Here is a 16,658-nt window from a genome sequence, read left to right on the forward strand (position 1 = left end):
GTTATTATATTTTAGGCTTTCAAATTCAAGATTGCTCCAGAATTAGAAGCTTTGTATTCAATTGAATACTCACCAACTAATCCAATCCGTCTTGAATCTGTTGTTTTTGCTAATTCTTCCGCACGCCATTCACGTAATGGACGTAATTTTACATAATTAGTATCAATAGCTGCGATTGTTCCATTAGGTAAATTAGGTTCAATTAACGCAATTCCTGAACCGTAATTTGAGGCAATATTTCCAATTTGCAATCCAAATGTAAGTTTATCGCCAAATTGCACAATTTTTGTTGATTTTTCATCCAACTGATCAGTCATTAAGTCTTGCATATCAGGTGCTACTAAACATAATTTTTCGCCCATATAACCTTTTTGGAACATTGTTTTAAATAATGTGTCAATATCTTTTCTTGTTACTGCCCCCGCAGCTGCTGTTTCGACTTTATTCGTTGAACTAATTAAATTTAAAATTCCGTTCATCTGACGACCTTTAGAACCAGATTCATCAGCTTTTACACCAACAATCAATTTACGATTTAAGTCAATTTTCATTTCTGTAGCACGAAGAGCTACTTGGCTATTCAATTCATTTCCTACACCATCTACATTAATAGCATCTAATGTGCCAGATACAGAAGTTGATTTTCTGAAAATTTCAGTATAGTTGTTAAACCATGTACGATCAGATTCCGCATCTGCATATTCTCCGCCTTCTAATTGAGCAGATGAATCATCATTATTCATGCCGTATTCTCGCCATTTAATCTCAGTTGACTTGGCAGCTTCAACTTTGCCTGCGCCTAACAAATAGCTTAAAAATGGTGTATTTGGAACTTGTAATGCATTAACTTCCTGTGAAATATCTAAATACTCAAGATTATTTAATGAACTTTTTTTCATTTGTAGTTTCCTCCTAATCGATAAATGCTTGTAATTTTTGTCCTAATGCTACCTCTGGATTTTCAAACGATTTTGTTTGATTACCAGTTCCCATGTTGGTTTGTTGCGATTTATTACCAAAAGCTTTAGTCATTTCTACATTTTTAATAGCTTCTGCATGCTTATCATTTATTGCTTCCAAAAGTTCTGTAAAACCTTCTACAGCCTTCTTAGTAAATTCAGTATCTGAACTAACAAGATTATTTAACATAAATTGAGAAATAGAATCTTTCAAATCTCCATCCCAATCTAAGCCAGCAATTTTTTCTGCAACAAAAGCTTTATTATCACTAGTCACACGTAATGCCTTTTCAGCTTCAAATTCAGCCTGTAATTTTTCTAATTTAATTTGTTCAGGAGTTTTGTTTTTCTTAGATTCTTCATACTCCTTGATTGTTGTTTCCTTGATTTTATCAAGATTATTTTGTTTCCAAGCTTCTAATTGTTTATCTGCAGCTGATTGTGACTGTGATTGTACAAATTTTTGTGCTTCTTCATTTGATTCTACAAATGCCTTAAAATCATCGAAAGTGAAGTTTGTACCACCGTCTTCTTCAGCAAACATTTGTAAATCCATTGGTAATAGGTTTGGTTTCATTTTGTTTCTCCTTTCGCCCCACGATTCGACTAATCGCCCCGCATTGCTTTAGATTTATTTATTGCGCCCCACCATTCAATTAAGCCCAGCATTGCGCTAGTTTAACGTCATTTCGGACAAAATAAAAAGCCTAACTTTCGTCAGACTTTAATTGCTTTTCTTCTCTTAGTAAATGCTCTTCATAATCTGCATCTAAGTAATCATAGGGATCCATCTAATCACTTCCAATTCTTATGGACCAGTTCAGCACCTAACATTTGATAATCAGTGACAGCATCTTTTACGTTTTGCAGAGTCCTAGACACAATCGAAATAGTTAATTTACTTTTTTTACCTGGTAACGAATACAAAATATCAACGTGACAATAATTACCACCCCAAACTGATTTAAGCTCATCTTTGACGATATTACCGTTGCCATCTCTCAAAGTGTGTTTGGTTAAGTATCGTTCGTTTTCTTGTTCAAAAGCTTTTTTATAGGCTTTTTCTGTACCATTGGTAACTTCTAGATTTAATACTGCTTCGAATAATCCTTTCATAACCTCACCTCCAAATTTAGGCATAAAAATAGCACTTACCAACATTTGTCAATAAGTGCTAATAAATATCATTAAGTTCCAATTCATCCCATTTTGGCGTATCCCTAAACACTAGACAGCCATCTTTTATTGTTTTGTCAATAACTAGCAAAAAAGGTTGACCAAAAGATGGCTCTACTAATCCAAACACAGGTGTTAAATAAACATACTTTTCATTTTCTTCGATTATATCCCATTTTTTTAAATTGTTTTTTATAAACTCAGGAATTTCCACTTTTGAAATGATTTTGCTGATTTTTTCCATTGTTCTATTCTCCTTTCTTTGCCTTTGCTATCAACTTAACTAGTTCTTTGCGAAATTCCAAATCATCCACTCTTAGATAATTTAAGCTAGACGGCTGCGCATGTCGAATAGCAAAGTATTCATCAATAGGCGCAATGATTCCACTTTGAGCATCAATAATTGTCAGAACTCCATTGAGTCTTTCCATATTGACAATGTGTGCGCCACCTCTTTTCCATGCTACAGACAGCTCATACCTTTCTCCTTCTTTAACTATCTTTTCTAATTTATAAAAATTGGACTTCATTGTTCTACCGCCAACTAATTTGTGACTTACTGGTTCTTTTGTTTTTGAATCAACAAACGTCCTAAGCCCTCTAATTGCTTTATTTCTTCTATACCTAATAATTTCAGTATATTCATCGCTCCAAATACTTTGATCTAAAGAAGGCAATGCTTCTGCATCAATTCCACGACGTCGCATTTCATAAGTCGGTACACAGCGCTGACAATTAACTTGGTACTCTTTTCCTTTATAATAATTAGGATTAGCATTTGTTCTGTCAGCTTCTTCTACAGTCATTGGCTTTTTGATTTCTGCATTGATTAAATTTGCAATCTCTTTGATTGTACTATCTTTATTATACATCGAGTCTGTGCTTTTTTCATCAAACTTTTCCCTATTTGAATGAGTCAATTTTACACCAAATTGATCGTTGGCGAATTCATACAATAAATCACCAAACATCTCTTCATACAATTTATCTATGTCATCGCTAATTTCAGGAACAATTGGTATTTCAGTACAACGGCAACGTCCATGATACGGTGGATGCCAATCATCTTTAATCTCTTTTCCATGACGTCCACCACAAATAGAACAAACACGCTCATCTTCTGCCGACCAGCTTTGTGTTTGCTTAACACCTACATCCTTTAGCGATTTTCTTACACCTTCTACAGCAAAATGTGAATATTCCGTTCTAACAAGATTTTCAATCGAACGATTAAACTTTCCTTGTTCCAACTTAAACATACCGCTAATAACACCATCGTTTTTCATCGTTCTAAGAGCTTCCACAACTCCTTCACCACTTGCCAATGAATTAATAATGGAATTGCTCAAACGTTGCTCTAGGGTTGATATATTGCCCCATAAACGAGATGAAAATGTTTTTCCGCTCCACGGATAGTTCATGATGTTTTCTAGTTCATTCTTAGTTAAACCAGGTGCTGAACCGCCTAATAATTGTATCAACGCATTAGAATTAGAATTGTAGATTCGTTTTGTGATATTCTCTAAGTCGTTATTAAATTTACCGTTAACATCACTAGCTATTGCTTCACCTGCAAGGGTAGAAAAAATGTCTGCTCGTAATTGTAACAAGCGGTTAACTTTCGCATAGTCAAAGGATGGAAAATATTCATCAATGAATTGTTTATAAGCTTCATCTGATTCCATCAACTTTTCATAGTTTTTTTCGATATACTTGCGGTACTTCTCTTGATCTTGTTTGCTAAAGTCTTCTAGCATTTCACTTTGAGTGATATCGTGTAAATCTGCTTGTGACAACAGCTGTCTTTGAATTTTAACTAAAGCACGTTCGAAAACAGATTCTAGCTCATTAAGAGTTTTCTTTTCCAGTTTCAAACGTGCTTTATCTTCTAATTCACGACGTTTTTCCCAATAACGTTCACTAGCCGTTGTTTTCTTCTTCGTCATTACCTGCACCACCTAGTTCATCATATTCACCGCTAGGATAATCTTGACCTTGTTCTAAATTCATCAAGTCCATTTCATAATCTGGGTCTTTAACAAATGGAATCTGATTAATAATTGTTCGTTTGGATACAAATGGTGAAAGTTTAGGCAATGCATCAGCAAGATAACCGATGTCTGTTGGCAAGCTACGACTGAATGTGAATACAATTTTTGACACATCAACATCTAATTTATCCCTAAATTTAATAAAGGCAGACATCGTCTCAGCTGCTTCTTTCAATCCTTCTTTAAAATACTGTTCTTTAGTATTTGTTTTAGCTTCTAGTGCAATAATTTGCCATTTGCGAGCTTCGCCAGAGCTATTAGACTTAAATACTTCATCATTGAAATCGATTGACTTAGTTACCGTGTAATAAAGCTTTTTCAGCTTATCAAGATGATACTCGTTGAAATCTTTATTAATGTCTTTCGTTACATACCCAACCTTAGCTTGTGGATCTGGCAAATTAATAATACCTAATTGTTCCATCATTCTTTGTGCTTCTTTTTCATCTAATCGTGAGCCACTAATGGCCATATAAGCAAGTTTAAACTGTTCAACTTCGTTTTGTTGGTCTGATAAGCTTCTATCAAATGCATCAGAAAGTTCTTCCGCCACTTCAAAATCGCAATAACGATTCGTGTTATTTTTAAATTCTGATAGGTAAAACGTTTCTAGCGGGTTTTCTACTTCCTCAATCAATTTAAATGTTCCAGATGCACTGACTAAATTAGATTCAACATATCTGCTATATATACATATTCTTTTTTTAGTAATGACTTTCATTTCTTCGAAAAATTTTTTTTGATGTGTGTCGTATTTTTCACGAATAAAGATATCTGCATTTTCGTATTTTTCAGCTTTCCATGGTTCGATATTGCTCGCCCATAATTGCCAACCTTCCACAGTTTCAACAGGTTCTAACAAACGAAAAGCAACACCACAAGCTCCTTGAAACCGAGCTGTATCAGAATCAAGCATGGCAAACCGCATATCGTTTACTAGCTCTGTTAATCTGTCGAATTCTTCAGGAGTTTTTGTCTCATTTCTGATATTCCCTGAAAACAAGTCTTTTACCTTTGAACCCATTTTTTGCAATATAGATTTGCGTTGTTCGGTAATATCATAATCCCACTTAATTGGAATGCCTGTGAAATGGTCAGCTGCTTGGTCGACAATAGTATTGTATAAACCAGCATGAAGTTTATTATTCACTTTTATAATCTCTGTGTTTGGTTTAGGTCTTCTATCGATCTCATTTTGTTCGCTTGTATAGGCTTTGTACTTACGCTCTCTATCATCAAAAAATGGCTTCATTTCAGTAATAAAATCATTAGGATCGAAAACTTCTTCATTAATTTGTGTAGAATATTTTGTTCGCACTCTTTTATATCGCTTCAAACTTAAATTGTTTTGAAACATTTTCCCACCTCCTAATATTGGATAAACCTCACATTATTTTTATCCATATCTTCACTGAAAGCATATCTTGTCGCATCAATTGTATGGTTGTCTTTATCTTCTAACCTAGGTTTAGGATTACCGTCTTTATCAGTTTGATAATCAATATTCTCAAATTCTTTAGCAATGTTAGGAGTTCTTAATGGATCAATACAAATAAAATCCAAATCGCCTAACCATTCTTCGCCATACTCAACAGAATCAGGACCTTTTTTTACTCCGAAAACTCGTGGCATACCATGTTCACTATTTAGCTCTGCTATTGATTTAGGCTCTGCTGAATCAGCTGCAATTCTATCTGATATATATCCTTTAGACTTAGCTTTATTAGCAAATTCCCTATTACTAATTTTCACACCATAAATTTCATCAATAGCATAGATGCCATTTTTCTTTTTGTCATAATGCCATCTAACAAATGCTAATGGATCAGTAGCATAGCCGAAGTCAAGACCGTTTCTGATATTATCAAAGTTAGCTACCATTTCATCAGTTATACAACCTTTTATTACTCGTAAATTATCAAACGGAACAACTCCTGAACCAATAGCTTTGCCGTCATACTCCCACTCAGCACGTTTCGGATTCTTAGCTCTCGTGGCATTAACTTCTTCAATAAATGCTTGAGCTATGAATGGATTATCCTTATATGTTGAATGATGAACGAAAGTATTCTCAGGTTGGAAGCTAGATTCATATTTCTTATTAACCCATGATTGTCGTCGCTTAGGAGGATTGTACGAATAAAAGAATTTATAAAAAAGACCATCTGCTAATTCACCACGTAGTAATGAGTTAGTTATGGTTTTTACATCATCTTCTGTTTTAAACTCGGCTAATTCCTCAATCCAAGCTATAGCAAATGGAAATCTTGAATCCTTTAATGACTTAATTCTTTCTGGATTCTGTGCGCCACGAAAAACAATATAATTACCTCTAGGCTTATAGGTGATTTTCATAGGACTTTTATTTACTTTAAAATACTTAGACACACCTTGTTCTTCAATTGCCCACTTAATCTGTTCAAAAATAGATAGCTCAATCGTATTATCGACATATCTAATGGCCACAGCATTTACAGGATATCTCATAATCAATTGAACGATTATGTGTGCTATGCCAGATGATTTACCTGATCCACGACCACCTTTTTCAACAACATGTAATATATTTGAGTTTAATGCTATCCTCCAAGTAGTATGAAATGCTTTAGGAAGAAATTCAGATAATTTTTTACTCATATTCATCACCTGATATATCATCGATGAAAACTGGCATATCCATGTCTCCATTTGTAGCATCTAAACTAGCTTTAACTTTTTCAGTTTGAACCTTCAATAGTTGTAATTTGGCATCATTTGCTAGCAAAGCATTCTGTTGCTTAATAGCCTTTGTTAACTGATTGCTAATTCTTGTCAATGCTTCCTCAATAGCCAAAATATCATCTAGTTTTCTAAACGTTTTACGAGTGACTTGTACATCTTTTAAAACTTCTCTCTTAACAGTAACCATTTTCCCATCAATTACCGATGGCTCTTTAACTTTCCGAAGCTGCTGCAAACGTTCAACTTCTTCATCATTTAAGCCAGCCTCTGCATCTTTTATGCGTTTAAGCATTCTATATTGGCGAATTTTCAGGATTCTTATTTCTTCATCCAAAATAAAAAAAGGATCATCATTCAGTTTAGAATAGATGTCCTTTTCTTCGTCAGATAGTAAGTCAGCAAATATTGTCTCATATTCACCTGTTTTTACCGCATTCTTATTTCTTTTTGGTGGCGAGGCACTTTTATTCCCTTTGTTACCTACGGCATTTTTGTTTCCAGGCGGCGCTCCACCTTTATTAGTAACGTTACTTTTTGAATTGGTAACATTACCTTTTAATTCATCAGCCCATTTATCTATCGATTTCCATTTTCTTATTTGGGAATCTGAAACATTTAATTCATTAGCTAATTCTTTAAGAACCTTTTTACCGTTTGACTTTAACCAAGTTTCTTTAGCCTGGTCACGACGTGGATCTCTTTTTCTAGCCATCCATTAACACCACCTCGCTTTCATATAAATGGTTGAGTTTTGTTTTCTAAATAATTAATTTTTCTAATTCTTTTTTTGTTTTATCTAGGATACTACAAGTTATGCTACTGATTTGTTTTTCATCCAACGTAGTTGGTTTTAATTTTGCAGTACCATCTTCTAACATTTCAAAATGTTTTAATCCGTTATTACCATGGGATTCCATACATAAGTATCTATATATACCATCATACCAATCCGACTTATCTAAACGCTCAAATAGCTTATATATTCCTTTTGTTTCTCCGTCATCATTGTACCATGGTACTAATCTATGCCCATAGAGTGAATCAAGTTCTTCTAAATATTCTATAATTTTAGGCTCATTTTGTTCATATAAAACAATTTGTTCATTAAAGCTTTGATCTTGTTCAGACATTTGTTGTAATTTTTTATTCTTTTTTTGCGCCTCATATTGTTTTTTTATATCTCTATACATGTTCAATTGATACGCTTTGCTTCTTTTAAAAGAATCTTGTTCGAGTATATACATTAAATAAATATAATTTTCCACCATTGTTCTGGATAAAGCTAAAATACCAGCATAACAAGCACTTTCTAATAAAGCATTTATTGACAGTTTTAAATCTAGAATCTCGAAACCTATTTCACTTGCGACCATATAGATCAGGGGCTCATTTGAGTCCGGTATTTTTTTAAAAATAATACTCAACGTCTCTTCATAGTTTTTGATTACTTTGTCATCAGCACTCTTTGAATTATTTTCCAAACTATTATACCTCCATCTGTCTTTTGAATTAATTATCTACTAATTACTAATTTCTTTCAACACGAGGAATAAAATAAAAGGCTACACTTTTATTGTGCGGCCTTTAGACACGTACTGAATCAGTTGAGCGGTTCGGCTGTGGATATTTATGTGTTAACGATACATACCAATAGCTTTTCATGTTTTTCTCTCCTAGTTGTTTTTATGTACTTGATTCAATAAATCACTTCTTGCTATACTATTTATGGGTAGCAACTCCTTTTTGTAAATAGCAACCATTAGCAATCCAATCTAGCGACCAACAAAAATTGTGCACGAATGCTACCTAGCCACTAGATTCCATAGTCTAGTGGCTTTTTATATACGAAAAAAGACCACTCACTGAGTGATCTTTATATCGGCGTGGCAGGAGTTGAATCTGCACAAGCACGCATGCACTATTTTAAAAATCAACTGACCTCACTAATTGAGCTACACGCTGTTATTTAAAACAAAAAATTATTTTTTTATTTCTTTGTTAATATTTTTGAATAAATCAATAAATATATCCAACATCCCAAAAAGAGATGTTGCTATTAAAGCTAACCATATCGTATATATAAATTGCCAGCCCAGTGTTGCAAACATCTCCATAAAAACAAAGATTAGAGACATTATCGATGTCAAAAAAAATAAAAAAGAGTCTAACATTATTCTTTCTAATACTTTTACATCAGTTTTTAAATTTTTAAAAAGAGGAGATTTTTCAGCCATTACCGGGATAAAAGACACTGTAAAAAAAAGAAATGCTGTCGCCAGAGATGCAAATGATAGTACAGCATCTACAGCACGGTTAAATGTTTCTAATTCATTAGGTTTCATTGTTTTTGGATCTAAATAAAGAAAAAAATGAAATCCTATAAATGCTACAATAAAGATTAAAACTATGTCCTTATTTCTGCAGAGCATCTCACCGTCAACTCCTCTCTTCTTAATTTCTATTTCAGATCCAATGCTAAAATCAATTCGTTATCGTTATAAGCTTGTTCTATTGACATTACCATATTTTCAATAGTAAGTTTTCCTTGCTTATTTAAGGGAATCTTATCATCAACATAGATTAACCTATTACTAATTAAATCTATTACTTGCTCCCTGTCTCCCACCGTCCCTTTCAAAACCAATTTATCTACATCTTCTTTTTTATTTAAAAATCCTTTACAGTAATTGACAACATTATGAATATTTAACTGTCCTGTATAAATTATTTTTTCGCGATTTGCTTCTAGCTTTTCTATAATTTTCTGTTCCTTTTTTGCACTTCTTTTGTTATCTTTCAATTCATTTTCATCTACAATTCTATGGATTGCAATATCAATCTCATGGATACTATCCATATGGTTGATATTTTCTAAGTCAGTATTATTGATAATCGTAGCTAATTCCCCACCCTGTTTTCTGGTAATCCTGTAAAAGAAAGTAACTAACAAATTCTTTCCTATTCCACTTCTATTTCTCGGAATGATAACCACACCTGTTATTGGATTAACCAAAATTACCGTATCTGTTGTAGGACCTTCATCACTCGTTTCTGCATAAACACTTCTGCCACTTTGAACAGATTTAGAAATGCTGTTTACAATAGCTTCTTTTTCAATATCTACCTTTGATAGGCTAAATATCCACACATAACCAGTCGATACCTCTATTTTTTTTATATAACTAAATCCTACATAAATATTTTTGGAGCATTTAACGAAGTTTACGTTCGATTCTTGATTATTACGTATATATCTATAATATTCATCGATTTTTTTGTCAAGTTCACTCAAATCTGTTATTATGTCACCTTTTACTATACGTCTATACTTAAAAAAGTCGTACGATTTGGTAGTTGTTTTCACCATATAAATCACTCCTTATAATAAATATCTACTATAATAATAATTAAATCAAAAAGAAATCAAAAAAACAAGCATTTTCTTGACTTCTTTCTAGTAGATATAATCATAAGGATTACAATTTATATTATAAAAGAGAACGAATGTTTGGTCAAGTGTAACTAGTACTTACAAATAAAAAAGAGACACCAGCTTGCTAGTGTCTCATCATGAATGTAGTAGAAACATCTATTGACGATACTAATTTTATTTAAGTAGCGATGCTACCTACTGGAACAATAGGACTCGAACCTATACCGACGGTTTTGGAGACCGCTGCTCTACCAGTTAAGCTATATCCCATTAACACTCACAAACCTGTAGAAAAAAGAGAGAGGAATTACACCTCATTTCTTTTAGTTTGAGAACGTTTGATTTGTGAGTGATCATTGCAAACTACATAGCGCTATCTTGACAATTGCTTTCAGCGTACGTCTACGTGTAAGCTTCATGCCAAGTTTATTGCAATATTTGCTACCTAGACTAAACGAGACAGAAAGAACTGGACTTTCCACATCCTTATTCTTTATTTTTTTGTAGGTAGCCTCCAAAGATAAGCGAAACGGAGCTAAGATAGGTAATGCATGCCTTACCCTCGTCTCCTTATCTTTCGACACTACCATAATAACATCTAAATATTGATAAAAACCGCCAACTTTCCGCCAAAAAACCGCCAAAAATTTTATTTATATGCAATTATTTTTCCATTTCGATACGCTTCGGCAAATTCAATTAAAGCCTCTGATTTCATTCGTTGAATACTTCTTTCGGAATATCCAACTTCCCTAGCTATCTTGTAATTAGAGTAATGGTCCTGCACACAGAAACTATAATGCAAAATTTGTCTGCTAGTTAGGCTCAATGCCATAAGCGCAGATAAAATTGCATCTCTTTCTGCTTCTGCATCAGCTAATTGTACCAGTGCATCTTCTGTTTTGTTTCCGTGGCTTTGGCTTTTAGGCATCTCTGTAATAATTGGTGATTTTAAATCTATCAAAGAGCGACCAGCTATTCGCTCTAAACGTCTAAAACTCTTCAACACATTTCTAGCATTCGCTTTTGTTTGTCGAAAATCTACTTCTTTTAACAATAGAATCAAGTGAAATCGCTCCTTTTATGGTATAATAATTTATAATAAACATATCATCATTTAAGAGTTGCTTAGCGGAAACTAAGTAGCTTTTTTTATTTATCCAAATATATATAAGTAATGCTTATCCTTTGCTCATCAGCGACTCTATATGATATAAATTATACTAAGAATACTATTCCAATAGCTATTCACTTCTCAGCCAGTCGGCGGAAACCGACTGGCTATTTATTTATCAAAATATTCATCACTCGTACATGTTTGTAGTCAACAAATTATTGGTTGACTATAAAGAAAACAATAATAATTCTACAGTATTTTACAATCTTCCATTCGTCATCTTTCACATCATCTTTATTCATTTGATATTTTCCATCTAATAAATATTTTTGGCATAGAAAGTATTTTCAAATCTATTTTTCAATGGTATAATCACTTTAACTTTCTTGGGGATTTTATTTATGAAATAAATTTCCTCCTTTTCTACATTAACTTCTGGTAAACAGTTAATAGTAGTACACGTCTCTACAAGAGATTTATTGTCGATTTTTAATCGGCTATTTAATAGCACTTTATTTGGGGAAAGTGCTAACTCACACCTAAAGAACAACTGGCGGAAAACAGTTGTTTCTACCACATAAGTCAGCTAGTGGTCAGCTGGCTTTTTTTGTTGCCTTAAATTTCATAGTAATGTATTATTAATTGTCTCTATCTGAGATGAAAATGTATCTATAACTAGCTAGCGGAAACTAGTTAGTTTTTTTATACTATTTTTGTTGGTTTTAAAACTACTTAGCCTTTTTATATAAATGTGAACGTCGAATAATTGAATATTAAATTCTTTAAATTTAATCATCTTCTTTACTCGCTTTCTAACCGAATAATTCTCTTTGATCTGTTTACCCGTTTTACCCACTACACTTGTTCCTCCAAACTTGTAATTTCTAGTTCTGTTCGTGGTCGCATACTGTACAACTTTTGGCAAACCATCACAGCAATTTGACCATCGTTTTTATATAAAATACCTTCGGCAGCATCAGTGACTGCTTTGAAATAGTTGTCCAAGTCAGGTTTCTTATCGCAATATTTTCGCTCTAATTCCACTTCTAAGCGTTTCTGTTTATTACTTAAGGCAGATTTAGGCGGATGGATGTAAAACGTCACATGTGCGGAAATTGGCCCTTTTTCAATCAACTTTGCTCTTGATTTACGAAAATAATTCTTTACTTGATTTTTGTATTCTTTCATCGCTCGATCTTCGTAAGTTTGAACATAATTTCCACGCCTTGCAAATCTCAGGCGACTTTGTGGCTTGGGCTCAATCGGTAGAATAATTCGCATCTCTTCCACCTCGAACCTTACAAATCGGCTTCTTTGACGAATACTCCGTTTACCATTTTTCCTTGGCGGTTTTTAATTTCGCTATATGCTTGATTTAAGCATTCGTATAAATCCATGTTATTTTACATAGCGAGAATAATTAACGTCACAACCATATCCCCGATACCATCTCTTAAGTCGTTTTCGTTGTTTCTTGCCAATGCAGCGCCAACTTCTCCGACTTCCTCAATCACTTTTAGCATTTGCTTTTCAGGTTCCGCTTTATCTAAACGCTTTTCTTTCGCCCATTCTTCCACTAATTTAACTAATTCATTCATCTAAAATTCCTCCCCGAAATCTAATTCACGTTTTAGCTTGCTGTGAATCGATTCTAGCTCTTTTTTGTATTCTTTGACTGTTTGTATTGTTTTACCACTAGAAAGCACATAATCGCGTTCTATTGCGACGAGAGCCTTACTTAAATTGCCATAATAACCAATCAAAGCGAGTGATTCTTTTTGTGTACCGTCTTTATCAGTCAAAATGGTTAACTCTCCGTGTTCGTTTCGTCTCGCTTTATTTACGATTACTTGCTTATCATCACTAGTAATTCGATAATCAAGTACTCTCATTTCAATCATGACTTGCCCTCCAAAAATTCTTTTATTTGCCTATCAAGTTCAGCTTGCTTTTCTGGTGATAGTTTTTCCTCTTCTTGTTTTGGTTCATTTACCCAATCTGGTAATTGCTCTTGTCTAACTGGAGGATTCGTATATCTTGCTTGCGTTGTCGTTTCAGACAAGTCGTATTCATCGTTAAAACGTTCATCACGTATCCAGCGGAACAATTCTTGTGGATGATACCAGTCGTTTAATTTGATATACTTAAGATAAGCTTTGTATCCTGTTTTAAACCGTTCGAAGTCTTCATCTGACTTAATTTTCTTTAAGAATTGCTCTTTGGCTTTTTTCTTATTGGTTTTCTTCGGATATGTTTTCCAAACTTTTTCAAATAATTCAGACATGGTTGAACTTTGTTCAACACTATATATATTCTTTGTATTATTCTTTGTATTATTATTTAATGTATTATTCTCTGTGAAGTTTTCTTCACTAGGGGTAGTGAAATTTTCTTCATTCCCCTCCTGATGATTTTTTCCATAGGTGATGAAATTTTCTTCACTAGGGGTGTAAAATTCTGTATCAGTTGGATACGGTAAGATATAGATATGTCTCCGATCTACCATTTTGCTGTTTGGCTTATAAAAAATTTGTATTTTTATATAGTTTCTTTCTTCTAACTGTTTCAGCCATGAAATAATTGTTCGCTTGCTAACGTTATACAGATTTGCAAAATATTGATTCGTTGCCCAACAATAGCCTTTTTCATTTGCTAATGCCGTTAGCTCTCCATACAATAATTTTGCATTCCCATTTAAGTGGTTATCATAGCGAACAATCGCTGGGATAATGGCGTAATATCCTCTATGTTCATTCACTAGTTATCCTCCTCATCAACAACGACCGTATAAATATATTTATGCTTAATTTCTCCGTTAACGACTTTTTTTATTGTTTGTGTTTCAATAGCTATTCCTTTACCATTTCTTGAACCGATATAGACAAATGCTAATAGTTCAAAAAATAGTTTTTGACTCGATGTTAATTGCCTGTATTCTACAAGTAATTCCTTTACCAAACTGTTAACCTCCAATGTTCAACTTCTTACGTTCTTCAACGTTTAGTTTTACTGGTTTAATTTGATATTTGTTTAAAAAGTTCTTAGTTCCTATCTGATGTTCTTCTTGATGATGTTGACGGCAACCAGCGTAAAAAGTAAATGTTTCGTGATTAATCTTTTGACGATTTCGCCCCATACCGACTACCTCGATATGACAAACATCGGCATGTTTTCCACAAATACAACACTTACGATATTTTAGGCAGTAATAAAACCATTTGTTATTTTCTAGCAAGTATTGGTATCTCTTTTCTAGTGGTACATCGTTTTTCAAAATAAATTCGATTAAAAAACTAATCCATTCTGTTGCCTCATGTCGTGTAGCCTTACTGTGTTCAAAATACACACCGTTTTTAGCTTCGTAATAATACTTTAGAACTTCCTCTATCCATTTGGGTTCGTCATAACTCCAACGAGCTATATCAGCTATTAAAACGTGAGAAAGTGCATTCTGTTTTTGAGACATTTGTCGATTATCTAATAGTTCAACTTTTACTAAATTGTCATCGTTGTTAGCTAGGAGTTTGAGGAAATTCGAGTTGATCTCATCCTCAAACTCAATCGCCAATTTATTTCCTTTGTGTTTTATGATTTTTCCAATCATTCAATCACTTCTTATCTTCTTGAACCTTCTGCCTAGATTCATAAAAATTTATCCACTTCGCAAGCAATTTAGAAATAACACCATAATCATAAGCACTATATTCTTCAAATGCTTTTTTAGGATTCAAATCAGAATCATTTATAGCTAACGATTTCACAGCTTCAAATTCTTGCCCTGCCAGCTCGGCTACTCTACTAATTGATGCGTTCAACATATCAATTTGCCGTTCAGTAATTGCAGTATTTTTCAGCTGTTCTTTTTGGTATTTATCAGGATCATCATCATCTGTTGCGATATTAAAAAATTTCAATAAAAAATATTTTTCCGCATACGTTAGTGCTTTTCCTACACCCTTTTCTCCTTCAATATCTACTCCTTGGCTATACCATGAACAAACAACAATCTCAGAAGGATTATGAATATTAATCCATGTCATCATTAACTCTAGCTCTGTAAAATACGTTGTACGTTTTTTGGCTACAGGCTCTTTCTTTACTTTATCCGCTTTCCATACCTCATCTTGTGATTCCCGAACTTGATGAGCAACAATTTCTGGCTTCAAAATTAATCCAACTTGATTTATGACTGTATTTAATGCGGATAGTACATCGCTTGACCCCACATAGCTGTATTGCTGGCCACGTTTACTTTTTTGAATATATGGTGCTTTTTGTCTCACATACGCTAATTTTTGATAAACATTCAACTCAGAAAAATCTGTTTTGGTTGCTTCAGCCATTCAATAAGCCCTCCTTATATCTTTTTCCTGAACTCACATATTCAATTAAATACACGTTTTCTTCGCCTAATTCTTCTATCAAATCAACGATTGTATCTTGTGTAGCAATTTTTTTACAAGTGAGTACTGGTTGTCCTGTATAAAGACATTTCATTGCAAAAGTTAGCTCAAACACACCGTCTTCATCAGCAATTTCATTTCCAAAACAATCAGTAGTGTCCACTGGATCATCTTCATAGGTTTCCTTATATAGTTTTTCAGTCGGCTCTGTTAAATATCTATCTAGTGTATTTGCTTCTCTACGATTCATTCACAAAACCTCTTTTCTGTGTTACAATTTTTCTAGTATAATTTTGTATGCGACTATTTGCTTGGCGGCGTAGTCGCTTTTTTCATCATGCAATCCCCCTGCGCTCTTTTTGTTGCGCAATGTATAATTGACTTTTTTGTTGCTTGTACCATAAATCAGCTAATCTTTTTGCTTGGTTTAACTTTTCTTTTCTAGTCATTTCAACTCACCTCGAAAAACCTTCGATAATATATCCATCAAATCGTTTGGATTATCTGTGACAAAAGTATGTGTATTTTTAGTCGTAGTTTCTGTTGCAATACCGTACATCTCCTTTAATAAACGATGTTTTGGACAATCACAATCTGATTGTTCCAGTTTTTCTTTTGTTAGTGTATATTGGCTATGTGCAGCAATGGCTACTATCGTGCCTTTTCCAACTTGAGATATTGCCATCTCTCCTTTTAAATCGATAGCTGCCAAAGATAAACCTACATCTTCTTTCTGGCATTCTTTTGCTAGTTTTTTAATTAATTTTTGAATTTTATCGTTCATTTTGATATACTCTC

20 protein-coding genes, 1 tRNA gene and 1 pseudogene are annotated in these 16,658 nt (G+C 33.5%); all 22 read right to left on the minus strand.

The features are described from left to right. Positions 1-11: 11 nt before the first annotated feature. Entirely contained in the window at positions 12-899 is an 888-nt protein-coding gene (locus AB1I62_RS09830; RefSeq protein ID WP_010707370.1) for a DUF5309 domain-containing protein, read from the minus strand. 13 nt (positions 900-912) lie between these two features. Then, a complete protein-coding gene (locus tag AB1I62_RS09835) occupies positions 913-1,536 on the minus strand; it encodes a DUF4355 domain-containing protein (RefSeq protein WP_010707369.1) in 624 nt (207 codons plus the stop codon). A 218-nt stretch (positions 1,537-1,754) separates the two neighbouring features. Then, a complete protein-coding gene (locus AB1I62_RS09840) occupies positions 1,755-2,075 on the minus strand; it encodes a hypothetical protein (RefSeq protein ID WP_002380436.1) in 321 nt (106 codons plus the stop codon). Between the two features lie 58 nt (positions 2,076-2,133). Then, complete coding sequence (locus AB1I62_RS09845) at positions 2,134-2,379, minus strand: hypothetical protein (protein ID WP_002397460.1); 246 nt, start codon at positions 2,377-2,379, stop codon at positions 2,134-2,136. 4 nt (positions 2,380-2,383) lie between these two features. After that, the gene (locus AB1I62_RS09850; protein WP_010707368.1) at positions 2,384-4,081 is read right to left on the minus strand and encodes a toxin glutamine deamidase domain-containing protein; all 1,698 of its coding nucleotides are present in this window, start codon (positions 4,079-4,081) and stop codon (positions 2,384-2,386) included. Continuing rightward, a complete protein-coding gene (locus AB1I62_RS09855) occupies positions 4,056-5,543 on the minus strand; it encodes a phage portal protein (RefSeq protein ID WP_010707367.1) in 1,488 nt (495 codons plus the stop codon). Before AB1I62_RS09855 ends, AB1I62_RS09850 begins: the two co-directional genes overlap by 26 nt. 11 nt (positions 5,544-5,554) lie before the next feature. Next, positions 5,555-6,844, minus strand: a complete 1,290-nt coding sequence (locus AB1I62_RS09860; RefSeq protein ID WP_029680983.1) for a PBSX family phage terminase large subunit — start codon at positions 6,842-6,844, stop codon at positions 5,555-5,557. Beyond that, the gene (gene terS / locus AB1I62_RS09865; protein ID WP_002364203.1) at positions 6,816-7,619 is read right to left on the minus strand and encodes a phage terminase small subunit; all 804 of its coding nucleotides are present in this window, start codon (positions 7,617-7,619) and stop codon (positions 6,816-6,818) included. The genes AB1I62_RS09860 and terS overlap by 29 nt, the downstream gene beginning before the upstream one ends. 46 nt (positions 7,620-7,665) lie before the next feature. Next, a complete protein-coding gene (locus AB1I62_RS09870) occupies positions 7,666-8,388 on the minus strand; it encodes a DUF5677 domain-containing protein (protein WP_010707365.1) in 723 nt (240 codons plus the stop codon). A gap of 498 nt (positions 8,389-8,886) precedes the next feature. Beyond that, positions 8,887-9,249: a hypothetical protein gene (locus AB1I62_RS09875; protein WP_224800088.1), complete on the minus strand. Its 363-nt coding sequence runs from the start codon at positions 9,247-9,249 to the stop codon at positions 8,887-8,889. A 116-nt stretch (positions 9,250-9,365) separates the two neighbouring features. Beyond that, a complete protein-coding gene (locus AB1I62_RS09880) occupies positions 9,366-10,274 on the minus strand; it encodes a hypothetical protein (protein WP_010707364.1) in 909 nt (302 codons plus the stop codon). Positions 10,275-10,538: 264 nt separating this feature from the next. Continuing rightward, a tRNA-Trp gene (locus AB1I62_RS09885) sits at positions 10,539-10,610 on the minus strand. 379 nt (positions 10,611-10,989) lie between these two features. Then, positions 10,990-11,406, minus strand: coding sequence for an ArpU family phage packaging/lysis transcriptional regulator (locus AB1I62_RS09890; protein ID WP_002364209.1), 417 nt, complete (start codon positions 11,404-11,406; stop codon positions 10,990-10,992). Between the two features lie 906 nt (positions 11,407-12,312). Beyond that, positions 12,313-12,747: a RusA family crossover junction endodeoxyribonuclease gene (locus tag AB1I62_RS09895; RefSeq protein WP_025188807.1), complete on the minus strand. Its 435-nt coding sequence runs from the start codon at positions 12,745-12,747 to the stop codon at positions 12,313-12,315. An 8-nt stretch (positions 12,748-12,755) separates the two neighbouring features. Then, positions 12,756-13,055: pseudogene (locus AB1I62_RS09900) on the minus strand (MazG-like family protein). Further along, positions 13,056-13,358, minus strand: a complete 303-nt coding sequence (locus tag AB1I62_RS09905) for a hypothetical protein (protein WP_002368214.1) — start codon at positions 13,356-13,358, stop codon at positions 13,056-13,058. Then, on the minus strand, positions 13,355-14,215 hold the full coding sequence (locus tag AB1I62_RS09910; RefSeq protein WP_002402489.1) for a helix-turn-helix domain-containing protein: 861 nt from the start codon (positions 14,213-14,215) through the stop codon (positions 13,355-13,357). The genes AB1I62_RS09905 and AB1I62_RS09910 overlap by 4 nt, the downstream gene beginning before the upstream one ends. After that, the gene (locus AB1I62_RS09915; protein ID WP_010707361.1) at positions 14,215-14,415 is read right to left on the minus strand and encodes a hypothetical protein; all 201 of its coding nucleotides are present in this window, start codon (positions 14,413-14,415) and stop codon (positions 14,215-14,217) included. Before AB1I62_RS09915 ends, AB1I62_RS09910 begins: the two co-directional genes overlap by 1 nt. A gap of 4 nt (positions 14,416-14,419) precedes the next feature. Beyond that, positions 14,420-15,061, minus strand: a complete 642-nt coding sequence (locus tag AB1I62_RS09920; RefSeq protein ID WP_002402487.1) for a putative HNHc nuclease — start codon at positions 15,059-15,061, stop codon at positions 14,420-14,422. 4 nt (positions 15,062-15,065) lie between these two features. Then, positions 15,066-15,800: an ERF family protein gene (locus tag AB1I62_RS09925; protein WP_010707360.1), complete on the minus strand. Its 735-nt coding sequence runs from the start codon at positions 15,798-15,800 to the stop codon at positions 15,066-15,068. Continuing rightward, positions 15,793-16,110, minus strand: coding sequence for a hypothetical protein (locus AB1I62_RS09930; protein WP_002402485.1), 318 nt, complete (start codon positions 16,108-16,110; stop codon positions 15,793-15,795). Before AB1I62_RS09930 ends, AB1I62_RS09925 begins: the two co-directional genes overlap by 8 nt. Positions 16,111-16,305: 195 nt before the next feature. Then, entirely contained in the window at positions 16,306-16,644 is a 339-nt protein-coding gene (locus AB1I62_RS09935) for a hypothetical protein (RefSeq protein ID WP_002402484.1), read from the minus strand. Positions 16,645-16,658 lie beyond the last annotated feature (14 nt).

Origin of the sequence: Enterococcus sp. AN402 (assembly GCF_040719405.1) — a bacterium.
Lineage (GTDB): Bacteria > Bacillota > Bacilli > Lactobacillales > Enterococcaceae > Enterococcus > Enterococcus faecalis.

What these genes read in the sequence shown, in the direction of transcription:
- AB1I62_RS09880 (WP_010707364.1), bottom strand. Translation starts at nt 10,274, where the DNA reads ATGGTGAAAACAACTACCAAATCGTACGACTTTTTTAAGTATAGACGT.
- AB1I62_RS09840 (WP_002380436.1), bottom strand. Translation starts at nt 2,075, where the DNA reads ATGAAAGGATTATTCGAAGCAGTATTAAATCTAGAAGTTACCAATGGT.
- AB1I62_RS09860 (WP_029680983.1), bottom strand. Translation starts at nt 6,844, where the DNA reads ATGATATATCAGGTGATGAATATGAGTAAAAAATTATCTGAATTTCTT.
- AB1I62_RS09930 (WP_002402485.1), bottom strand. Translation starts at nt 16,110, where the DNA reads ATGAATCGTAGAGAAGCAAATACACTAGATAGATATTTAACAGAGCCG.
- AB1I62_RS09830 (WP_010707370.1), bottom strand. Translation starts at nt 899, where the DNA reads ATGAAAAAAAGTTCATTAAATAATCTTGAGTATTTAGATATTTCACAG.
- AB1I62_RS09845 (WP_002397460.1), bottom strand. Translation starts at nt 2,379, where the DNA reads ATGGAAAAAATCAGCAAAATCATTTCAAAAGTGGAAATTCCTGAGTTT.
- terS (WP_002364203.1), bottom strand. Translation starts at nt 7,619, where the DNA reads ATGGCTAGAAAAAGAGATCCACGTCGTGACCAGGCTAAAGAAACTTGG.
- AB1I62_RS09835 (WP_010707369.1), bottom strand. Translation starts at nt 1,536, where the DNA reads ATGAAACCAAACCTATTACCAATGGATTTACAAATGTTTGCTGAAGAA.
- AB1I62_RS09855 (WP_010707367.1), bottom strand. Translation starts at nt 5,543, where the DNA reads ATGTTTCAAAACAATTTAAGTTTGAAGCGATATAAAAGAGTGCGAACA.
- AB1I62_RS09905 (WP_002368214.1), bottom strand. Translation starts at nt 13,358, where the DNA reads ATGATTGAAATGAGAGTACTTGATTATCGAATTACTAGTGATGATAAG.
- AB1I62_RS09925 (WP_010707360.1), bottom strand. Translation starts at nt 15,800, where the DNA reads ATGGCTGAAGCAACCAAAACAGATTTTTCTGAGTTGAATGTTTATCAA.
- AB1I62_RS09935 (WP_002402484.1), bottom strand. Translation starts at nt 16,644, where the DNA reads ATGAACGATAAAATTCAAAAATTAATTAAAAAACTAGCAAAAGAATGC.
- AB1I62_RS09875 (WP_224800088.1), bottom strand. Translation starts at nt 9,249, where the DNA reads ATGAAACCTAATGAATTAGAAACATTTAACCGTGCTGTAGATGCTGTA.
- AB1I62_RS09920 (WP_002402487.1), bottom strand. Translation starts at nt 15,061, where the DNA reads ATGATTGGAAAAATCATAAAACACAAAGGAAATAAATTGGCGATTGAG.
- AB1I62_RS09850 (WP_010707368.1), bottom strand. Translation starts at nt 4,081, where the DNA reads ATGACGAAGAAGAAAACAACGGCTAGTGAACGTTATTGGGAAAAACGT.